Source organism: Bradyrhizobium sp. F1.13.3, assembly GCF_040548265.1.
Lineage (GTDB): Bacteria > Pseudomonadota > Alphaproteobacteria > Rhizobiales > Xanthobacteraceae > Bradyrhizobium.
The window spans coordinates 1-19,746 of sequence record NZ_JBEPRI010000017.1 but is presented as its reverse complement, the minus strand read 5'-3'; the positions used below and the strand labels follow the sequence as shown (position 1 = coordinate 19,746).

Genomic DNA, 19,746 nt, shown 5'->3' with positions numbered 1-19,746 from the left:
GAAAAACTGACGCTTAAACCACATTCTTGGTCTGGTGTTGCTTCTCAGGTTTTTTCGGAAGCTCCCAATCCTCAAAAGCCCAACGGTTTCAGGGTCAAGGATTCCGCTCTTAATCCATATCTTCATGATGCAATCAATCTCACGTCGCGACCTTCGCGCCTCGCTTCACCTTAAGAACTGACATCTGCGGCGTCTCCTTGACGGGTGGCGGCATTGCGCCCCGGCACCTTTCCCCTGCATGATCGCGGAAGCTCTTGGGGGGAAAGATCATGCGATCCGTCGTCGTCACCGGCGCGTCCACCGGCATCGGCTGGGCCATTGCTAAATTTCTGGTCGGGCGCGGCTATCGCGTTTTCGGAAGCGTCCGCAAGCAGACCGATGCGGATCGGCTTACGGGTGAGTTCGGTGCGAACTTCACGCCGCTGCTGTTCGACGTCACCGACGAGGCGGCGGTCCTCGCCGCTGCGCGAAAAGTCCGCGAGGCTCTGGGCGGCGAGACGCTGGCCGGTCTCGTCAACAACGCCGGCGTCGCGGTCGCCGGTCCCGTGCTCGAGCTGTCGGCCGATGATTTCCGGCGCCAGATGGATATCAACGTCATCGGCCCTGTCATCGCGACGCAGGCTTTCGGGCCACTGCTCGGCGCCGATCCGTCGCTGAAGGGGCCGAAGGGACGGATCGTGATGATCAGCTCGGTCGCGGGCAAGAACGGCAATCCGTTGTTGGCGCCTTACTGCACCTCGAAGCACGCGATTGAGGGATTGTCGGAGAGCTTACGCCGCGAATTGATGCTGTTCGGCATCGACGTCATCATCGTCGCCCCTGGCGCAGTCAAGACGCCGATCTGGAGCAAGGCCGAGCAGATCGATCTCTCGGTCTACCAGAACTCGCCTTATCTGCCGGCGTTGAACAAGGTCATGACGTTCATGATGAAGCTCGGCGAGACCGGGCTGCCGGCCGAGCGGATCGCCGAGGTCGTTTTGGAGGCGCTCACCGCTGAGAGGCCCAAGGTTCGCTACCAGATCACGCCGGACCGGATGCGACATTTGATGACGGCTACGCTGCCCAAGCGTGTGGTCGACCGCATCATCGCCAAGCGGCTCGGGCTGCTGCTGCAGGACTGAGCCTCTGAGGTGAGACCATCGCCAGACTGGTGATCGATTTCCGATCGTGGGAGCGTCTTGAGATGCCGGCTTATGTGATTTTTGACGTCGAGATCAGGGATTTGCAGCAGTACCAAAGCTTTATGTTGGGCGTGAAGCCCGCCCTGGAGGCCGCTGGAGCCAGATATCTGGCGCGCGGGGGCGCCCACAAGGTTTACGAGGGAGATTGGCAGCCCCGCAGGATCGTTCTGCTGGAATTCCCATCCGTCGCAGCCTGGGAGGCGTTCTACACAGGCGCGACCTACCAGGGACTCAAAGCGGTCCGGGACGCTTGCAGTTCTGCCCGCCTGGTCAGCGTCGAGGGCCTCGACTAGACGGCAAGTCGGTTCTGCACTGCGGGATTTCCCTGGGGACGAGTTGGGCGCGGAGACCAACCGGCTTCCGCTAACATTAAGCGAAGGTCGGATCGCGACACGCGTTGCTTGTCCGTGACCGTTCAATTACAGTTTTATGACACGGTGCAGGCCTTCCGGCTGCGCCGAACGCCGCAGGCCCGGTCAGCCGGCTCGGCATCACCGTGCCGGACCAGCAGTTGCGTGTCGTCGATGGCGTCCGCGCCCAATCCAGGTCCTTCTGCCACGACCGCCGTACTGGCGAGCGTCGCCGCGCTCGGCATCTGGCGGCTGCTCGCCGTTGCGGCGCCGCATCTCGCTGCGCTCGTCCTGATGTACGAGACCGAGACGGATTTCGGCGCACGGCTCTCCTTCGTGCTGGCCTGGGGCATCCTCAACTTCTTCTGGATCACACTGCTGCGGCGGCCGGCGCTCTCGGGTGCGCTGTCGCTGACCCTGGTCGTGGTGCTGGTGCTGCTGTCACGGCTGAAGCACGACGTCGTGCAGATGACGGTGAACTTCATCGACCTGATGATGATCGACCGCGACACGGTGGCGTTCCTGTTCACGATCTTCCCGAATTTGCGCTGGTCGGTGATCGGGGCCGGCCTCGTCACGCTGCCGCTGATGTATGCGCTGTGGTGGCTCGACCCATTCCGCATCCGTAGGCTGCCGGCGCTCGCCTGCAAGCTCGCCTGCCTCGCCGCGCTGGTCGGCTATTCGCTCTATCATCCGGACGAGGCCTGGCGCGGCTATTACGACGACGGCTATCTCTCAAAGTTCTTCCGCTCAGGCGTCAGCGCGGTCTCCGACTTCGCGCAATACGGCTTCATGGAGTCGACGGCTTCGACCAACGAACGGCTCAACATGCCGCTGGTCGATGCCTGCCATCCCGCCGGCCGGCGGCCGAACATCATCATGGTCCATGATGAATCGAGCTTCGACATCCGCGCTGCGCAGGGCATTAAGGTGCCGCCGGGCTACGGCAGCCATTTCAAATCCTGGGACGGCAAGGAGCGCGCGTTTCTGGCGGAGAGCAATGGCGGGCCGAGCTGGTTCACCGAATACAATGTGCTCGCGGGGTTGTCGTCGCGCTCGTTCGGCCGCTTCGCCTATTTCGTGACCCGCATCGCGACGGGCCGCGTCGAGCGCGGCCTGCCGCTGGCGCTGCGCCGCTGCGGCTACGATACGATGTCGCTCTACCCCGCCCATGGCGGCTTCATGGCCGCGCGCAGCTTTCAGGTGACGACCGGCATCGAACGCTTCCTCGATTCCAAGGATCTCGGCGCCAAGGATGTCGAGCCGGATAGCTTCTTCTACGACAAGGCGCTCCGGCTGATGGGTGAGCGAACGCCGAACAAGCCGCTGTTCACCTTCATCTATCTCGGCGCCAATCATTTCCCCTGGGAGACGCGCTTCCGCCCGGATCTGCTGCCGAACTGGCGCGCACCGGGCAATGTGCCCTCCATCGACGAATATCTGCGCCGGCAGGCGATGAGCGCCGAGCAATACAAGGCTTTTCTCGCGAGCCTGAAGAAGAAATTTCCCGGCGAGCCCTTCCTGATCGTGCGCTACGGCGATCACCAGCCGGAATTCGCGCCTGCTATCCTCGAGCCCGGGCTCGACGAGGGCGCTCTCGGCAAGAAGCTCGACGCCTACGACCCACGTCTTTACGCGACCTACTACGCGATCGACGCCGTCAATTTCGAGCCGGTGAAGAGCGAGGCCGTGATGGACACGGTCGATGGCCCGTATCTGCCGCTGGTCATCCAGGAAGCTGCCGGCATCCCGCTCGATCCGTCCTTCGCTGAGCAGAAGGAGATCATGCTCCGCTGCAAGGGCATATTCTACGGTTGCAAGGACGGGGCCGAAGCGCGCCGGCTGAACCGGCTGCTGATCGATGCGGGGATGATCAGAGGGTTGTAGCGTCTCTCCAAGGTCGTCCTGGCGAAGGCCAAGGACCCATACCGCGTGATTTATCGTTGGCAAAACGTGTTGGTTCCAACGAAAGCGTGGTGGGCTATCGGACTTCGACAATTGCCTTGTGGGGTAATGGGTCCTGGCCTTCGCCAGGACGACATCGAATGAATGGCGCGGCTTACCGCCCACCCACCTTCTCCCATAGCCATTTCGCCACCGCATCCGGCGACGAATTCGCGTCATTGCCAGCGGCGCGTAAATTGGCTTCGCGCATGGTCGCGATGTCGATCTTGCCGAGCAGCGGTTTCAGTGCGGCCTGCAACCGCTCGTCGCCGGCCCGTTTCGGGGCCAGCAGCAGGATGGCGTCGTAGGGCGGGATCGCGTGCCTGGGATCGTCGAGCGCAACGAGATCGTATTTTGCGATCAGCCCGTCGCTGGTGTAGCCCGCAATGACATCGACCTCGCCGCTGGCAACGGCCGCGTACATGAAGTCCGGCTGCATCTGGCGCTGGGCGCGGAACGAGAGGCCATAGGCCTTTTGCAGTGCCGCCCATTCGGGTCGCGAGAAGAACTCATAGTCGCCGGCGATCGACAGGGTCGAAGCATGCGCGGCCAGATCGGCGATGGTGCGGATGCCAAGTGCCTCGGCGCGCTTCTTCGGGATCACCAGCGCATAGGCGTTCTCGAATCCGAGCTCGCCGAGCAGGGTGATGTTCTCCTTCGCAAGCGCCGTTTGCAGCTCCGCCAGCAGCTCCGCGCGCGGCTTGATGTCCGTGCGGTGAAGCTGATTGGCCCAGAGCGTGCCGGAGTAATCGACATAGAGATCGATGTCGCCGGCTTTCAAGGCCTCGAAGATCACGCTCGAGCCGAGACCGGATCGTGCGACGGCGGAGAGACCGGCGGCCTGAAGCCGGTCCCGCATCAGCGCCGACAGCACATATTGCTCGGCAAACGTCTTGGCGCCGACGACATAGCTCTGTGATGAGCGCCCCATCGTCGGCACCAGTGTTGCGACGACCAGTGCGGCGATCCCGGCCGCGCCAAGCGCTGTACGCACGCGGTTGCGCCAGCGCAGGCCGCTCTCGATCAGCCCGAGCAGTTGATCGACGGCGAGCGCCAGCAGGGCCGAGGCAAAGCAGCCGAACAGCACGAACACCCAGTTCTGGGTCTGGAGCCCGGCAAAGATGTAATTGCCGAGGCTGGTCTGCCCGATCGGGGTCGACAGCGTCGCGGTGCCGATCACCCACACTGCGGCGGTACGGATGCCAGCCATCATCACCGGGAGAGCCAGCGGCAGTTCGACCATCACCAGAGACTGCGGTGCGGTCATTCCGACGCCCTTCGCGGCCTCGATCAGCGCGGGATCGATGCCGTTGAGGCCGGTGATGCCATTGCGCAGCACTGGCAGCATCGAATAGAGCGCCAGCGCCAGCATCGCCGGCAGGAAGCCGAAAGCGGAGAAGGAGACGCCGAACCAGGCCAGCGTTACGGAGGCCGCGAGCAGCAGGAGCGGATAGAACAGCGCGAGCAGCGCCAGTCCGGGCACCGTCTGCACGATGCTGGCGAGCGCGAGCAGCACGGCGCGCGGCGTGGGGCGGTTGCGGGTCAGGATCGCCAGCGGCAGGCTGACCATCAGGCCGAGCGCAAGTGCGGCAAGACTCACCCGGACGTGGTTGCCGAGATAGTCGGGCAAATGCCCCAGCGCCTCGCCCCAGCGCGGATCGGTGAAAAGGCTCATGCCGCCCCGCTCTGTGGCAGCAGCGCGTTCAATCGCTCGACCTGGCGACGCGGCGTCCGCAGCAACTCCAGCACGTAGGCGTCTTTGCTGTTCGAGAGCTCCACTGGCGTGCCCTGCGCCAGCAGCTTCCCGCCGCGCATCACCGCGATGCGGTCCGCGAGCAGGATCGCTTCCGTCATGTCGTGGGTGATCATCACGGTGGTCAGGCCGAGCTTGCGGTGCAGCTCGCGAAAATCGTCGCCGAGTGCATCGCGGGTGAGGGGATCGAGCGCGCCGAATGGTTCATCCATCAGCACGATCCGGGGCCTTGCCGCAAGCGCCCGCGCCACGCCGACACGCTGGCGCTGGCCGCCCGAGAGCGCATCCGGCAACCGCTCGCGATGCGCGGACCGGTCGAGCTGCACGAGTTCGAGCAACTCATCGACCCGCGTTGCGATATCCGCCGCAGGGACGCCGAGCAGTTTTGGCGTGATCCCGATATTGTCGGCGACGCTCAGATGCGGGAACAGCCCGCCGCTCTGGAAGACGTAGCCGATGCGGCGCCGCAGCGCGACCGGATCTACAGACTGCACGTCGTCGCCCTCGACCGTGATCGCGCCGCCATCCGCCTCGATCAGGCGGTTGGCGAGCCGCAGCAGCGTCGTCTTGCCCGAACCCGAGCCGCCGACGACGGCAACAAACTCGCCTTCGGCGATGTCGAGTGACACATCGTCCACAGCCTTGAGCGCGCCGAAGCTCTTGGTGACGTGGGCATAGCCAATCATCGGCCTGGATCGCATCGGGCGGGGCTCACTGCGCTAACCCGCCCGTGGGGCAGGGGATGACGAGGCCCATGCGTAGCACGCTTGCCGGCTTGATTGAACTTGGCTGCGCGAGCGGCTAAGGCATCGGGCCAAGTTCGGAGGGAATACATGACGACGCTTACGGGGGTGGCGCTGGAAGATGCCAAGGTCGCGTTCCGGCTGGGGGACGAGCGGGTCTATACGGCGGTGGAGAAGGCGAATCTGACGGTCGGAGAGGGCGAGTTCGTCGCCATCGTCGGCCCAACCGGCTGCGGGAAATCGACGCTGCTCAACGTCGCGGCCGGGCTGCTGAAGCCGGCTGCCGGGAGCGTCAGGATATTCGACCAGCCGCTTGCCGGACTGAACCGGGATGCCGGCTATCTGTTCCAGGCCGATGCGCTGTTCCCCTGGAAGACCGCGCTCGACAACGTCGCGATCGGGCTCGAAGTCAGCGGCACGCCGCGCAGCGAGGCGCTGCCGCGGGCGCAAAAGTGGCTGACCTCGGTTGGCTTGGGCGCCTTCGCCAACCGCTATCCTCACATGCTCTCGGGTGGCCAGCGCAAGCGCGTGGCTCTGGCGCAGGTGCTGATCCGCGATCCAAAGATCCTGCTGATGGACGAGCCGTTCGGACCGCTGGATGCGCAGACCCGGCAGGTGATGGGCAACCTGCTGCTCGACCTCTGGAACGCCGACCGCAAGGCCGTGCTGTTCGTCACCCATGACCTGGAAGAGGCGATCGCGCTCGCCGACCGCGTCGTGATCATGTCGGCGGGGCCGTCCTCCCGCATCATCGGCGACTGGCGCGTGAGCCTGCCGCGCCCGCGCGACATTTTTGAAGTGCGGCTGGACAAGGAATTCCATGCGCTTCATCGCGAGATCTGGAGCGTGCTCAAGGACGAGGTCATGAAGGGCTATGCGCAGTCCACGCAAGCGGCGGAGGCGGTGTGATGTCGCGGCTGACGCTGCTCTCTCTGCAAGTGCTGGTCGCGGTGGTCTGCCTCGCGCTGTGGCAATTGCTGTCGACCGTGCCCGTGTTCGGCAAGATCCTGCTGCCGCCGTTCTTCTTCTCCAACCCGGTCGACGTCTTCGCCCAGATCGTCAAATGGTTCTCGTCCGGTGTGATCTGGAAGCATCTCGGCATCACGCTGACGGAATCGATCCTGGCCTTCGTGATCGGATCGGCCGGTGGCGTCCTGATCGGCTTCTGGTTCGCGCGCCAGCCGCTGGTCGCCGCGGTGTTCGATCCCTACGTCAAGATGGTCAACGCACTGCCGCGTGTGGTGCTGGCGCCGATCTTCGCGCTGTGGCTTGGGCTGGGCATCTGGTCCAAGGTCGCGCTCGGCGTGACGCTGGTGTTCTTCATCGTGTTCTTCAACGTCTATCAGGGCGTCAAGGAGGTCAGCCGCACCGTGCTCGACAACGGCCGCATGCTTGGCATGAGCGAGCGGCAGCTGATGCAGCACGTCTATTGGCCCTCGGCGCTGTCGTGGATGTTCTCATCCCTGCACACGTCGGTGGGCTTTGCCGTGGTCGGTGCGGTCGTCGGCGAATATCTGGGATCGGCGGCGGGGCTCGGCTATCTCATTCAGCAGGCCGAGGGCGTATTCGATGTCGCCGGGGTGTTCGCCGGCATGTTCGTGCTGTCGGCCTTTGTCATTCTGATCGATTTTGGTGTGACGCTGGTGGAGCGGAGACTGCTGGTCTGGCGCCCCACCGTGGACGGACGCGGCTAAGTCGCAAGGGGCCCGCACGGCGTGCGAGCCCCGGATCGATCAATCCAGCAACTTGGTGTCGTCGGGGGCCTGCGGCGGCGTCTTGATCGCGATCGCCTTGACCTGTCCGCTGATCGGCTTGGTGCCGCCATGCGGCGTCCCCTTCGGGATGATGACGAGATCGCCCGGCTTCACCGTGACCTCCTTGTCGCCGAACCAGATCGTGCCGGTGCCCTCCAAAATATACTGGATCTCGTTGGTGTTGGGATGCATGTGCTTGGGCACATTGCCGACCTGGATCGAGATGGTGGCGCCGTCGGCACTCGCGAACATCTTGGAACGGAAGCCGACGGCGTTGGCGTTCCCGAGCGCGTCGCCCTCCATCTCGCCAGTGTGGATGATCTGCGGAGTGATATTCTCCGCGGCCAGCGCCGGCCGCAGCAGGTGGGTTGCGCCGCATCCGGCGGCAAAAGCGGTGGCGATCGACAGTCCGATTGCAAGGCGATTCATGGATGATCCTCCCCATCAAGAATTGTTCTTGTGGGCTCATGCTATTGCGCCGAAAGGCCGATGGCCAGCGCCTTCGGTCCTGCTTCTCAAGCCAGTCCGGCTGCTCTATGGTGCCGCCAGCCGAACGGAGGAAACCAATGAAGAACACGATAGCCAGGCTCGCGGGCGCGCTGCTCGCGCTGACGCTCACCACCGGTCTCGCGGCGGCGCAAAGCAAGGTTACCATCGCGATCGGCGGCGGCTCCTGCCTGTGCTACCTGCCCACGGTGCTGGCCAAGCAGCTCGGCGAATACGACAAGGCGGGTCTCAATGTCGAGCTCGTGGACCTCAAGGGCGGCTCGGACGCGCTCAAGGCCGTGCTCGGTGGCAGCGCCGACGTGGTCTCCGGCTATTTCGACCATTGCGTCAACCTTGCGGCCAAGAAGCAGGAGCTTCAGGCGTTCGTCGTCTATGACCGCTATCCCGGCCTCGTGCTGGTGGTTTCGCCCTCGCACACCAACGAGATCAAGTCGATCAAGGACCTCGCCGGCAAGAAGGTCGGCGTCAGCGCGCCCGGCTCCTCCACTGACTTCTTCCTGAAGTATATGCTGAAGAAGAATGGCGTGGATCCCGCCAGCACCGCCGTGATCGGCGTCGGCCTCGGCGCCACTGCGGTCGCCGCCATGGAGCAGGGCCAGATCGACGCGGCCGTGATGCTCGATCCGTCCGTGACCGTGCTCCAGGGCAGCCACAAAGATCTGCGCATCCTCTCCGATACCCGCACGCAAAAGGATACGCTCGAGACGTTCGGGGGCGAATATCCGGGCGGCGCGCTGTACTCGACCGCGGCCTGGGTTGCCGGCCACGAGAAGGAGACGCAGGCGCTGACCAACGCGATCCTGGGCACGCTCGCCTGGATCCACTCGCACTCGCCCGAGGAGATCATGGCGAAGATGCCGGAGGAGACGGTGGGCAAGAACAAGGACCTCTATCTCGCGGCACTCAAGAACACGATCCCGATGTACTCCGAGACCGGCAAGATGGACCCGAAGGGCGCTGACGCCGTGCTCGCGGTGTTCAGCGTCGGATCGCCCGACGTGGCGAACGCCAAGATCGACGTCAGCAAGACCTTCACCAACAAATACGTCGAGCAGGCCAAGAAGACCACGGGGAGCGCCAAATAACCGACGCGAAGGCGTGGTCATCAGGCGTCATGACGTCACCAATCATTCATCGGGTCACGACGCTTGAACTTGCCGTGCGGCCGATCGTCTGGGCGTTCGCGGAGGAGCGGCGCGCCGAGATCGCCGCGCATTTCGCCGAGAAGCAGCGCGAGCGGCCAAAGCTCTGGAACGGTCGCGTCCTGCTCGGGCGCGATGCAATGTTCACCGACGGCCATCTCGCCGCGACCTATTTCGAGACCAATTTCGCGAGCTTCCTCGCCTGGCGCGACTGGGGCTTTCCCGACAAGGCCGTGTTCAACGGCTTTGGCATGGGCGCGCTGCGCACGTCCGACGGCGCATTCGTGATGGGCGAGATGGCGCAGCACACCGCCAATGCAGGCCGGATCTATTTCCCCTCGGGGACGCCCGATCTCGACGACGTCAGGGGCGACACGCTCGACATTCCCGGCAGTGTGATCCGCGAACTCGAGGAAGAGACCGGCCTGACCGCGACCGACTATCGGGTCGAGCCGGACTGGCACTGCGTCGTCACTGGTCCCGCGATTGCAATGCTGAAAATTATCAACCTGGACATGCCGGGTGATGTGGCGCGTGCGCGGATCGAAGCCAATCTGGCGGGCGAGGCCGAGCCAGAGCTCTCGGCCATTCATCTCGTGCGCGGCATGAGTGATCTCACGCCGTCCATGCCGCGATTTGTCACGGCCTTCGTCGAGCAGCAGTTCGCGTTGCGCTGATGCGCGAGGCTTGACATCGCTGCGCTCAGCCCATGTGATGGGCAAAATTGCAAACCTAAAAAGAATGCAATGCACAATCGTCCAGGGAGGTTTTGATGCGCGTGCGCAGGGCTGCCCGTTTGGTACGTGGGCTGTTGGTCGCGATATCAGCGACGGGCTTGGCAGTGTGCGCCCAGGCCCAAGATCAAGTCAAAGAGAAGAAGATCAAGATCGGCGTCGTTTTCGATTTGACCGGGCCTCTCGCCGGCGGCGGCTCTGAGCTCGGCTATATCGGCGCAAAGATCGTCCTTGACCATTTCGCCAAGACCGGCGTCGAGGGTTACAAGATCGAAGCGGTCTACGCCGATGCGCAGAGCAAGCCTGACATCGCGATCAACGAATCCGTCCGCCTGCTCGAGCAGGAAAAGGTCGACATGGTGCTCGGCTTCTTCTCCTCGGCGCAATGCGTGCCGGTCGCCGCGCGCGTCGAGCAGCTCAAGAAGTTCATGTGGATGACGACCTGCATCTCGTCGGCCGTGTTCAACGAGAAGGGTTACAAATACGTCTTCCGCCCGCAGGCGAGCGGCGACCAGTTCGGCATGATGACGATGGATTTCATCGCGCAGAACGCCAAGGCGAAGTTCGACAAGGAGCCGAAGGATCTGCGCGTCGCCATCATTCACGAGGACGGCGCCTATGGCGTCGATGTGTCCAGGGGCAACGAGGCCGGCGCGAAGAAGGCGGGCTTCAACGTCGTGATGAAGGAGGGCTATTCGGCCACTGCGCCTGACCTCTCTGCGCTGGTGACCAAGTTGAAGCGCGCCAAGCCCGACGTCATTTTCCACACCGGCTACAACCCTGATATCACGCTGCTGCTGCGTCAGGCGCGCGAACAGGGGCTGAAGTTCGGCGCGCTGATGGGGCACGGTGCGGGTTACGGCGTCTATGAGAAACTGAAGGAAGGCATGGGCGCGGATGCCACCTACATCTTCAACACTGACCCGATCTCGATTTGGCTTGCCAACCAGAAGACCATGGATCCCAAGCTTCCGCCTGTGATCAAGATGGTCGGCGAGGAATTCGACAAGATCCGGCCCGGCGTCGCCATCCGCTCGGCGCATGTCGGCATCGGTGCGTCCAACACCTATGTGTTCATGAATGACGTGCTGCCGCGCGCGATCAAGAAATATGGCGGGGTCGATCCGGATGCGCTGCGTAAGGCTGCACTCGACACCGATATTCCCGAAGGGGGCACCATGCTCGGCTTCGGCGTCAAATTCTACGGCGAGGGCACGCCGATGGCCGGACAGAACGAGCGCTCGTTCCCGGTCGTGATCCAGTACATCGACGACAAGTCCTCCGTGGTGTGGCCCAAGAGCCAGGCGCAGCGCGAGGCCGTGCTGCCGCTGCCGAAGGGCACCACCTACAGCAACCAGTAGCGCCAATGCGCGCAGAGAGGAGAGCGGGACGGTGCTGGAAGTCAGCGGGCTGGTGAAGCGGTTTGGTGGCTTCACCGCCGTCAACAATGTGTCGTTCAAAGTCGATCAGGGCGAGATCCTCGGCCTGATCGGACCCAACGGCTCGGGCAAGAGCACGATTTTCAATATGCTCTCGGGCACGCTGGCGCCGACGTCCGGTTCGATCCTGTTCGGCGGCTCCGAGATCGCAGGCCTTCCGCCGCACCGGATCATCAACAGCGGCATCGGCCGCACCTTCCAGATCCCGCGGCCGTTTCGTCGCCTGACGATCTTCGAGAACGTCGCGCTCGCCGGATTCTACGGCCAGGGCCGCCACAGCCGTGCCAGGGCCGAGGAGGCGGCCGAGCGATCACTGGCGATGGTCGGCTTGCCGACCGATCGCCATGCCAGCGTCGATGGTCTGGGCGCAGCCGGCCTGAAGAAGCTCGAACTGGCGAAAGCGCTCGCCACCGCGCCAAAACTTCTGCTGGCCGATGAGAGCCTCGGCGGCCTCGACGAGGCCGAGATGGGGCAGGCGGCCGACATGCTGCGCAACATCCGCGACGAGCTCGGCATCACCATCATCTGGGTCGAGCATATCATGGGCGTGCTGATGCGAGTCGTCGATCGCGTCATGGTGCTCGACCACGGCGAGAAGATCTCGGAAGGCTTGCCGAGTGCCGTTGCCGGCGATCCCCGTGTCATCGAGGTCTATCTCGGCACCGATGCCGAGACCACGCAGGCCGCGGCCGCCGCAGCGCGCCGCCGCGCGGGGGTGCAGTGATGCTGGAGCTCCGCGGTGTCAATGCCGGCTATGGCACGTTCCAGGCATTGTTCGATCTCGATCTCGACGTGAGGGCGGGTGAGGCTGTCGGCGTCATCGGGCCGAACGGGGCCGGCAAGACCACATTGATGCGCGTCATCTCCGGCCTGATCCGTCCCTCGCGTGGCTCGATCAGAATGGAGGGCGTGGACGTGGTGGCCACGCCGCCGCACAAGATCGTCAGCCTCGGGATCGCGCATGTGCCGGAGAATCGGCGGCTGTTTCCGCAGCTCTCGGTCGACGACAATCTCAAGATGGGCGCGTTCATGAAGGAGGCGCGCGACCACTACGCCGAACGGCTGGACGTGGTGTTCGAACTGTTTCCGCGCCTGAAGGAGCGCCGCCACCAGATGGCCGGCACCATGTCCGGCGGCGAGCAGCAGATGTGCGCCATCGGCCGCGCGCTGATGTCGAATCCAAAGCTGCTGCTGCTCGACGAGCCGTCGGCAGGGCTCGCGCCAGTCGTGGTGCAGCAGGTGTTCGAGCTGGTGAAGCGGATCCGCGCCAGCGGGCTGACCGTGCTGATCGTCGAGCAGAATGTGCAGCAGGTGCTGCGGGTGGTCGATCGTGCCTACCTGATCGAGGCGGGCACGATCAGGTCCTCAGGCACCTCGGCCGAGATGCTGGCAAGCGACACGGTCAAGGAAGCGTATCTCGGGGTGTGAGGTTCATGCGGGCATGCAAGCGTTTTTAGACATTTTTGACATCTACCTGCTGGAGGCCGTGATCAACGGCATCCTGCTCGGCGGCGTGCTGGCGCTGCTCGCGCTCGGGCTCAATTTGATCTTCGGCGTCATCGACGTGACCTGGATCTGCTACGCAGAGCTGGTGATGATCGGCATGTACGCGATGTATTTCCTGGTGCAGTATTACGGCATCAGCTATTTCCTCGCCGCGCCGCTCACCATCCTGCTGGTCGCGGTGCTCGGAGCGGCGCTGCATTACCTCGTGATCGCACCGCTGCTCACCGCGCCGCCGATCAACCAGTTGCTCGCGACCGGCGGGGTGCTGTTCGTGCTGCAGAGCTTTGCCACCGTCGCCTTTGGCATCGACTTCCGCAACCTCGGCATCCGCCTGCCGGTGCTCGCCTTCGGCGAGATGAATTTCAGCTACGCACGGCTTCTGTCCTTCCTGGCTGCGCTGGTCGGCATGGTCGCGGTTTATCTGTTCATGACGCGAACCTTCACCGGCACCGCGATCCGGGCGATCTCGCAGGACCGGCAGATCATGGCGCTGATGGGCGTCGACACGAAGCGGATCTATCTCATCACCTCCGCCATCGGCGGGGGGCTGGCCGGGCTCGCCGCCTGCCTCCTTGTGCTGCAATATGACGTGCATCCCTTTGTCGGCCTGTCGTTCGGGCCGATCACCTTTCTGATCTGCGTGCTCGGGGGCTTGGGCAATTTCATCGGCGGCTTCATCGCCGCCTTCGTGTTCGCCGAGATCATCTCGCTCGGCGGCCTGTTCTCCGATCTCGAATGGGGCTATGTGCTCGCCTTCGCCTTCTTTATTGTCATGATGTTCATCCGGCCCGCGGGCCTGCTCGCGAGGCGCCGATGATGGGGCGGGGACGGCTTGCAGCTTGGGCGATGGGGTTGGCGGCGCTGGTCGCGCTGCCTTTCGTCTATCGCGATCCCTATCATCTGCACATCCTGGTGCTGATCCTGATCTGGTCGTTCGCCTATACGTCATGGTCGATGATGGGGCGGTTCGGCCTGGTCTCGCTCGGCCATGGCGGGTTCATGGGGATCGGCGCCTATGTCACCGCGCTACTCTGGAATCACCTGGGATGGTCGCCCTGGATCGGCATCCCCATGGGCATGGTCGCAGCCGGCGCGCTGGCGCTGATCGTCGGCTATCCCTGCTTTCGCTTCCGCATCACCGGGCACTATTTCGTGCTGGTGACGCTCGCGCTCTCCGGCATCGTGCTCCAGGTCATCACGGCGACGCGCGACTATACCGGCGGCTCGCTCGGCTACACGCCGAACCGGGCCGCGGGCAACAAGCTCTGGGCGCTGCAATTCGACGACAAGATCACCTGGTATTTGATCGCGCTCGGGGTCTGGCTTTTCGGCATCGTGGTCTGGCACTGGGTCGATCGCAGCATGGCCCGCTATGCGCTGGAGGCGATCTCGGAGGACGAGGACGCCGCGGCCGCGGCCGGCGTCGACGTGACCGCGGAGAAGCTGAAGATCACGCTGCTCAGCGCGCTGATGACGGCGCTTGCGGGTGCGATCTACTGCCAGTACCAGATGTTCATCACGCCAGACACGGTCAGCGGCATCGCGGTGTCGCTCCAGATGGTGTTCGCGGCCATCGTCGGCGGCCTGTTCGTCTCGCTCGGCCCGACCTTTGGCGCCATCATCACGATTATGCTGGCTGAGACCCTGCGCATCGGCTTTGGCACCAAGGCGGTCGGCTGGGACAATCTCGTCTACGGCGTGCTGCTCGTGCTTTTCATCATATTCCTTCCGAAGGGCATCCTTGGTAGCTTGCTCGATCGATTGAAGCCGCAACGCAAGGTGCCCCGCGCTCATGAGCAAGAAGTCGTCCAAATCGCTCGCCCAGGAGCTTGACCGCTACATCACGCCATTCCGCTATGATGGTTCGGGCAAGTTTCATCTCAAGGACCACAAGACCGACGAGAAGGGCGACCTCGACAAGGAGAAGGCGCAGGAGATTCTCGAGGCCAACAAGAAGCGGCTGATCGCGTTTCAGGAGAAGCTCTACGCCCAGGACCGCTGGTCGGTGCTGATCGTGTTCCAGGCGATGGACGCCGGCGGTAAGGATTCGGCGATCAAGGCGATCTTCGAGGGCATCAATCCGCAAGGCTGCGCAGTCAGTGCCTTCAAGGCGCCGAGCAGCAAAGAGCTCGACCACGACTTCCTCTGGCGCCACGCGGTCGCGCTGCCGGAGCGCGGCCATATCGGCATCTTCAACCGCTCCCATTACGAGGAATGCCTAGTGACGCGCGTGCACCCGGAGATCCTCGCCAAGGAGAAGCTGCCGCAGAAGGTCCTCACCAAGAACATCTGGAAGGAGCGGTTCGAGGACATCTCTGCGTGGGAGCGCTATCTCTCGCGCAACGGCACTGTGGTGCTGAAATTCTTCCTCAATCTGTCCAAGGACGAGCAGCGCGAGCGCTTCCTCGACCGGCTGGAGGATCCGTCCAAGCAGTGGAAGTTCTCCATGGACGACATCAAGGAACGCGCGCTGTGGCCGCGCTACCAGGCGGTCTATCAGGACATCGTCCGGCACACGGCAACGCCGCATGCGCCGTGGTATGTCGTGCCGGCCGACCACAAATGGTTCGCTCGCGTCGTGATCGGGTCGGCCATCGTCGCGGCGCTCGAAAAGCTCGATCTGCGATTCCCTCATGCCGACAAGGCCTCGCTGGGCGAATTCGACGAGGTTCGCAAGGCGCTGGAGAAAGAGGAGAAGGCGGGCAAGAAAACAAAAACGCGAAAACAACCCCATGCACAGTAGCCGGGGATAGCGAAATCAATGACTTGAAGGCCAGCTCGATCGATTGCGGATTTGTCGAAGCGGTTTGACTCGTCGGGCAAAACAGGGGTATGATGTCATCATCCCCAACCTCTTAGTACCCACGCGCCAACCCGTAGCAGACGCGCTCTACATTTGCGGGAAGGGCAGTCTCGTAACTCGTCCACTTCTCGTGTTTCGGCAGCGGTGAATCCGTCGCGCTGGAATGGAACGCGCCCTCAAATGTGATTTGCGCGCCGTTGATCTTGCTTGACAGTCTTGCGTCACGGGAGGACCATCCCAATGGTCGCAAACAAGCGACGCGCAACGTCCACATCAAGAGCAAGGGGAGGTCTATGACACCACCTCCGCAGAACCAGCCGCGTTAAGTGCGATGGAGCTCGTTCGGACTATCGCATAGCGGCAGAAACGCGAACGGCACGCCGGGCCAAGGTCTAGTGGGCTGCATCAGTGTGGCATAGCCCCTACCTGCCCGGCGCTGTACTCTGCATCAGATCGATTGCATCACAGCGATCATGTCGGATGGCCGTGACAAGGCCGCCGCGCTTTTGACATCCTGCTTCTCTCCTCCTCCTCATCGCGTCATTCCGGGCCGACTCCCGGAATGACGCAGGGCGATCGCATATCAGGGCGATCGCATATGACGTCTCGGCGGCACCTGAGCGAGCGCCCTCGTCCTTCGAGACGACCGCTTCGCGGCCTCCTCAGGATGAGGCTCAACTGCATCCATCTGCATTGAAATGCTGCCGCATACTCTTCCCTCGGCCTGAGTCCGCGGTTCCCGCTTCCTGCACCGCGGCAAATGCCAAGAGAATGTCGCCTCATTGGCCAACTTCCGACACAGCGCCCGGGCGAATAGCGTCGATCCGACATGATGCATGTGCTTCGGCGGTGACGGTCCCGACGTCGCCGTCGCATTCATTTTTCCCAGGGAATCCCTCGTGTCGCATAAGCTTGCCTCCGCGCTTCTCGCCGCGCTCTTGATCGCGATCGCATCGCTCTCCGGCGTCAGCGCCGCGCCGCCTGCGCCTGCGGCAAACAGCGCTGCCGCCTTGTCGCCCGATGAGGCCAAGCGCGCGCTGGAAACGCTGCAGGACGACAAGAAGCGCACGCAGATGATCGACACACTGCGTGCGATTGCCAATGCGTCCGGTCCACAGCAGCCTGTGCCCGAGCCAAAATCGCCGATCCCGCTCGCGGCCGACGGCCTCGGTGCGCAGCTCATGCTCACCGTGTCTGAGGAGATCGGCGAAATTTCGCGAGACGTCGCCGATATGGCCAGGACGCTCACGCATTTCCCGGCGTTCTATTACTGGATCGTGCGGACCGCGAACGATCCCGCGGCCTACAATCTCCTGATCGAGATCGCCTGGAAGCTCGGTCTGGTCTTCGGCTGCGCCTTTTGCGCCGAATGGGTGATGTTCCGTCTGATCCGGCGCCCCGTCGTGTTCCTGGAAGGGCGCATGCCGCAAACGGCCCGTCTCCCGGTGCAGGTGTTGCCCATTGCCGATCCGCCGTCATCGGTCGCCGATGTCACCCCCGCCCCCGAACTGCACAGGCGCCGCCACAGCCTGGCGCGGGCTTGGCAAATCATGCTGCGGCTGCCCCTCGTGCTGGGACGCTTCCTGCTCGAGCTGCTACCCGTGTTGGTCTTTGTCGGCGTCGCCACGGCGCTGCTCGGCACCGAGATTGGCGAGCCCACCACCGTCCGCTTGGTGATCCTCGCCGTCGTCAACGCCTATGCGTTCTCGCGCGGGCTCATCTGTGTGGTCCGTGTGCTGGCGGGACCGTTCGGCTTGTTTCCGGTCAAGGCCGAGACCGCCGCTTATATCGAGATCTGGGCGCGCCGTATCGTCGGTGTCGGCGTCTCCGGCATCGCCTTTGCGAATGTGGCGCTGCTGCTCGGCCTGCATCGCGGCGGCTATGCCGCGCTCCTGCGCATGGTGATGCTGGTCGTGCATCTCTTCATCGTCGTGATCATCCTGCAATGCCGCCGCCAGGTCGCTGAAGCCATCCGCGCGCCGGCCGACCGGCAGGGCATCGCGGCGGGACTGCGCAACCGCATTGCGGGCGGCTGGCATTATCTCGCCATCGCGCTCGACCTGGCGCTGTGGGCCGTGTGGGCGCTGAACATTCGCAACGGCTATTCGTTGCTGCTGCAATATTTCGTCGGCACCATCGCGGTGGCGCTGATCACGCGCGTCGCCATCATGCTGACGCTCGGCCTGATCGACCGCGGCTTCCGCATTAAGCCGGAAATCCTCCAGCGCTTTCCGGGCCTCGAAATCCGCGCCAACCGCTACCTGCCGCTGCTGCGCAAGATTGTATCTGGCGTCATCGCCTTCATCGGTCTGGTGGCCGTGCTCGAAGTCTGGGGCGTCGACGCCATCGTCTGGTTCTATGGCGGCCAGATAGGCAGCCGGCTGATCTCTGCGGTGGTGACGATCGGACTTGCCGTATTCATCGCGGCGGCGATCTGGGAAGCCAGCAACGCGCTGCTGGACCGCCAGATCAACACGCTGTCGCGCGATGGGCACTATGCCCGCGCCGCGCGGTTGCGGACCTTTCAGCCGATGCTTCGCACGGCCTTGCTGTGCGTGATCGCCACCGTCGTCGGCCTCACGGCGCTCAGCGAGATCGGCGTCAATGTCGCGCCGCTGCTGGCGGGCGCCGGCATCGTCGGCATCGCCATCGGTTTCGGTTCGCAAAAGCTCGTGCAGGACCTCATCACCGGCCTGTTCCTGCTGCTGGAGAACACCGTCCAGGTCGGCGACAGCGTCAGCGTGTCGGGGCTCTCAGGCGTAGTCGAGAACGTCTCGATCCGCACGATCAGGCTCAGGGCCGGCGACGGTGCCGTGCACATCGTGCCGTTCAGCGCGGTCACGACCATCACCAATGCCAGCCGCGGCGCCGGCAATGCATCCGTCAGCGTCAACGTCGCCTACAAGGAAGATACCGACCGCGCCGGCCAGATCCTCAAGGATATCGTCGACGAGATGCGCCGCGAGGTCGAATTCCGCAACCTGATCCGCGGCGATCTCGAGCTCTGGGGCATCGACAAGGTCGACGGCGCCATGGTGTCGATCGTCGGCCAGATCCGCTGCACCGAGGCCGGCCGCTGGCCGGTGCAGCGCGAATTCAACCGCCGCATGAAGCAGCGTTTCCAGCACAACGGCATCGAGGTCGCATCCGCCACCCAGACCATCCTGATGCACATCGCGCCGCCGGCGGATAGCGCCGCTCATCTGACGCCGCGTCGAGCGGCAGGATAGGGCGTGCACCCCTAAACGTCGGCTTACCAATCCAAAGCGGAAGTCTCCCACCTTGCGTGTGATCGGCGGCTCGTGACCCCAAACGGACATTTGGACTCGCCGCCGACGTGAGCGCTAGCGGCTCTATTTTGGAGCGCCGGTCTGGTTACCCGAACCGGTGGTCTGTTCGCTTTCCGGCCGGCCCGGAGGGTGCGCAGAAGCGCCCGGCTTGTCTTGATCTGCCACGAACCCGGACTGTCCGGAATTGCGTGTCTTGAGCCCCTTGTCTGCATCACGCTGCATCTGCTCGTTGGGCTCGCTAGTCTTGAGCCCACTGTCTACACCACGGTGCATCTCCTCCTTGGTTTGCTCACTAGGTGCGGCCTTTTGCTGTTGGGCCACTGCTTGGAAGGCAATCGCGCTTCCGGCAACGACTATCATCGCGAGAGTTGCTGTTCGCATGCTTTCCTCCAGTGTGTTGCCCCGTCTCCCTAAACGCGCGGACTTCCCAGTGTTTCCTAGTTCCGATTGCTATTTCAAAAGGTACGCCGAACGATTGGATTGGATGGGCTAAAAATGTCGCCTATTGGCCGATTTTGTTGCAAAAGTTGGCTGCAATGGATTTGGCCGCTGGGCCTTTCGTTGAGCCGCGCTTTGAAGCGCTGGCCCTGACGCATTTTA

The 19,746-nt window shown here is 63.5% G+C and carries 18 protein-coding genes; 14 read left to right on the top strand and 4 right to left on the bottom strand.

Annotation, left to right across the window (positions count from 1 at the left end):
• Positions 1-269: 269 nt before the first annotated feature.
• The 3 genes from ABIB66_RS33965 (at position 270) to ABIB66_RS33955 (ending at position 3,418) form a co-directional block, all read left to right on the top strand.
• Positions 270-1,121, top strand: a complete 852-nt coding sequence (locus tag ABIB66_RS33965) for an SDR family oxidoreductase (protein WP_354205482.1) — start codon at positions 270-272, stop codon at positions 1,119-1,121.
• A 62-nt stretch (positions 1,122-1,183) separates the two neighbouring features.
• Positions 1,184-1,474, top strand: a complete 291-nt coding sequence (locus ABIB66_RS33960) for a DUF1330 domain-containing protein (protein ID WP_018454346.1) — start codon at positions 1,184-1,186, stop codon at positions 1,472-1,474.
• A 231-nt stretch (positions 1,475-1,705) separates the two neighbouring features.
• Positions 1,706-3,418 carry a sulfatase-like hydrolase/transferase gene (locus ABIB66_RS33955; protein WP_275173505.1) on the top strand — a complete coding sequence of 571 codons (1,713 nt, stop codon included), beginning with the start codon at positions 1,706-1,708 and terminating at the stop codon, positions 3,416-3,418.
• Positions 3,419-3,590: 172 nt separating this feature from the next.
• On the opposite strand, the gene ABIB66_RS33950 is transcribed toward ABIB66_RS33955, so the two are convergent.
• Positions 3,591-5,150: a glycine betaine ABC transporter substrate-binding protein gene (locus tag ABIB66_RS33950; protein ID WP_354257654.1), complete on the bottom strand. Its 1,560-nt coding sequence runs from the start codon at positions 5,148-5,150 to the stop codon at positions 3,591-3,593.
• A complete protein-coding gene (locus ABIB66_RS33945) occupies positions 5,147-5,929 on the bottom strand; it encodes an ATP-binding cassette domain-containing protein (protein ID WP_354205487.1) in 783 nt (260 codons plus the stop codon). Before ABIB66_RS33945 ends, ABIB66_RS33950 begins: the two co-directional genes overlap by 4 nt.
• A 132-nt stretch (positions 5,930-6,061) precedes the next feature.
• On the opposite strand from ABIB66_RS33945, the gene ABIB66_RS33940 reads away from it, so the two are divergent.
• Positions 6,062-6,880 (top strand): ABC transporter ATP-binding protein, encoded by an 819-nt coding sequence (locus ABIB66_RS33940; RefSeq protein WP_354257651.1) that lies wholly within the window; start codon positions 6,062-6,064, stop codon positions 6,878-6,880.
• Complete coding sequence (locus ABIB66_RS33935; RefSeq protein ID WP_354060696.1) at positions 6,880-7,665, top strand: ABC transporter permease; 786 nt, start codon at positions 6,880-6,882, stop codon at positions 7,663-7,665. Before ABIB66_RS33940 ends, ABIB66_RS33935 begins: the two co-directional genes overlap by 1 nt.
• Positions 7,666-7,704: 39 nt before the next feature.
• On the opposite strand, the gene ABIB66_RS33930 is transcribed toward ABIB66_RS33935, so the two are convergent.
• Complete coding sequence (locus ABIB66_RS33930; protein ID WP_247288096.1) at positions 7,705-8,154, bottom strand: cupin domain-containing protein; 450 nt, start codon at positions 8,152-8,154, stop codon at positions 7,705-7,707.
• 137 nt (positions 8,155-8,291) lie between these two features.
• Between ABIB66_RS33930 and ABIB66_RS33925 the strand changes: the two genes are divergently transcribed.
• From ABIB66_RS33925 to ABIB66_RS33885, 9 genes are all read left to right on the top strand, one after another.
• Entirely contained in the window at positions 8,292-9,317 is a 1,026-nt protein-coding gene (locus ABIB66_RS33925) for an ABC transporter substrate-binding protein (RefSeq protein ID WP_275173510.1), read from the top strand.
• 29 nt (positions 9,318-9,346) lie between these two features.
• A complete protein-coding gene (locus ABIB66_RS33920) occupies positions 9,347-10,051 on the top strand; it encodes an NUDIX hydrolase (RefSeq protein WP_354205492.1) in 705 nt (234 codons plus the stop codon).
• A 95-nt stretch (positions 10,052-10,146) separates the two neighbouring features.
• Entirely contained in the window at positions 10,147-11,469 is a 1,323-nt protein-coding gene (locus tag ABIB66_RS33915) for an ABC transporter substrate-binding protein (RefSeq protein WP_275173512.1), read from the top strand.
• A gap of 31 nt (positions 11,470-11,500) precedes the next feature.
• Positions 11,501-12,271, top strand: a complete 771-nt coding sequence (locus ABIB66_RS33910; protein ID WP_275173513.1) for an ABC transporter ATP-binding protein — start codon at positions 11,501-11,503, stop codon at positions 12,269-12,271.
• Positions 12,271-12,975: an ABC transporter ATP-binding protein gene (locus tag ABIB66_RS33905; RefSeq protein ID WP_275173514.1), complete on the top strand. Its 705-nt coding sequence runs from the start codon at positions 12,271-12,273 to the stop codon at positions 12,973-12,975. The genes ABIB66_RS33910 and ABIB66_RS33905 overlap by 1 nt, the downstream gene beginning before the upstream one ends.
• A 13-nt stretch (positions 12,976-12,988) precedes the next feature.
• On the top strand, positions 12,989-13,870 hold the full coding sequence (locus ABIB66_RS33900; protein WP_354205495.1) for a branched-chain amino acid ABC transporter permease: 882 nt from the start codon (positions 12,989-12,991) through the stop codon (positions 13,868-13,870).
• Positions 13,867-14,886, top strand: coding sequence for a branched-chain amino acid ABC transporter permease (locus tag ABIB66_RS33895; RefSeq protein ID WP_354205497.1), 1,020 nt, complete (start codon positions 13,867-13,869; stop codon positions 14,884-14,886). Before ABIB66_RS33900 ends, ABIB66_RS33895 begins: the two co-directional genes overlap by 4 nt.
• Positions 14,846-15,796 (top strand): polyphosphate kinase 2 family protein, encoded by a 951-nt coding sequence (locus ABIB66_RS33890; protein WP_354205499.1) that lies wholly within the window; start codon positions 14,846-14,848, stop codon positions 15,794-15,796. Before ABIB66_RS33895 ends, ABIB66_RS33890 begins: the two co-directional genes overlap by 41 nt.
• 959 nt (positions 15,797-16,755) lie before the next feature.
• Positions 16,756-19,086, top strand: coding sequence for a mechanosensitive ion channel domain-containing protein (locus tag ABIB66_RS33885; RefSeq protein WP_354205501.1), 2,331 nt, complete (start codon positions 16,756-16,758; stop codon positions 19,084-19,086).
• A 123-nt stretch (positions 19,087-19,209) separates the two neighbouring features.
• Here ABIB66_RS33885 and ABIB66_RS33880 read toward each other — a convergent pair whose 3' ends face one another.
• On the bottom strand, positions 19,210-19,527 hold the full coding sequence (locus ABIB66_RS33880; protein ID WP_354205504.1) for a hypothetical protein: 318 nt from the start codon (positions 19,525-19,527) through the stop codon (positions 19,210-19,212).
• Positions 19,528-19,746 lie beyond the last annotated feature (219 nt).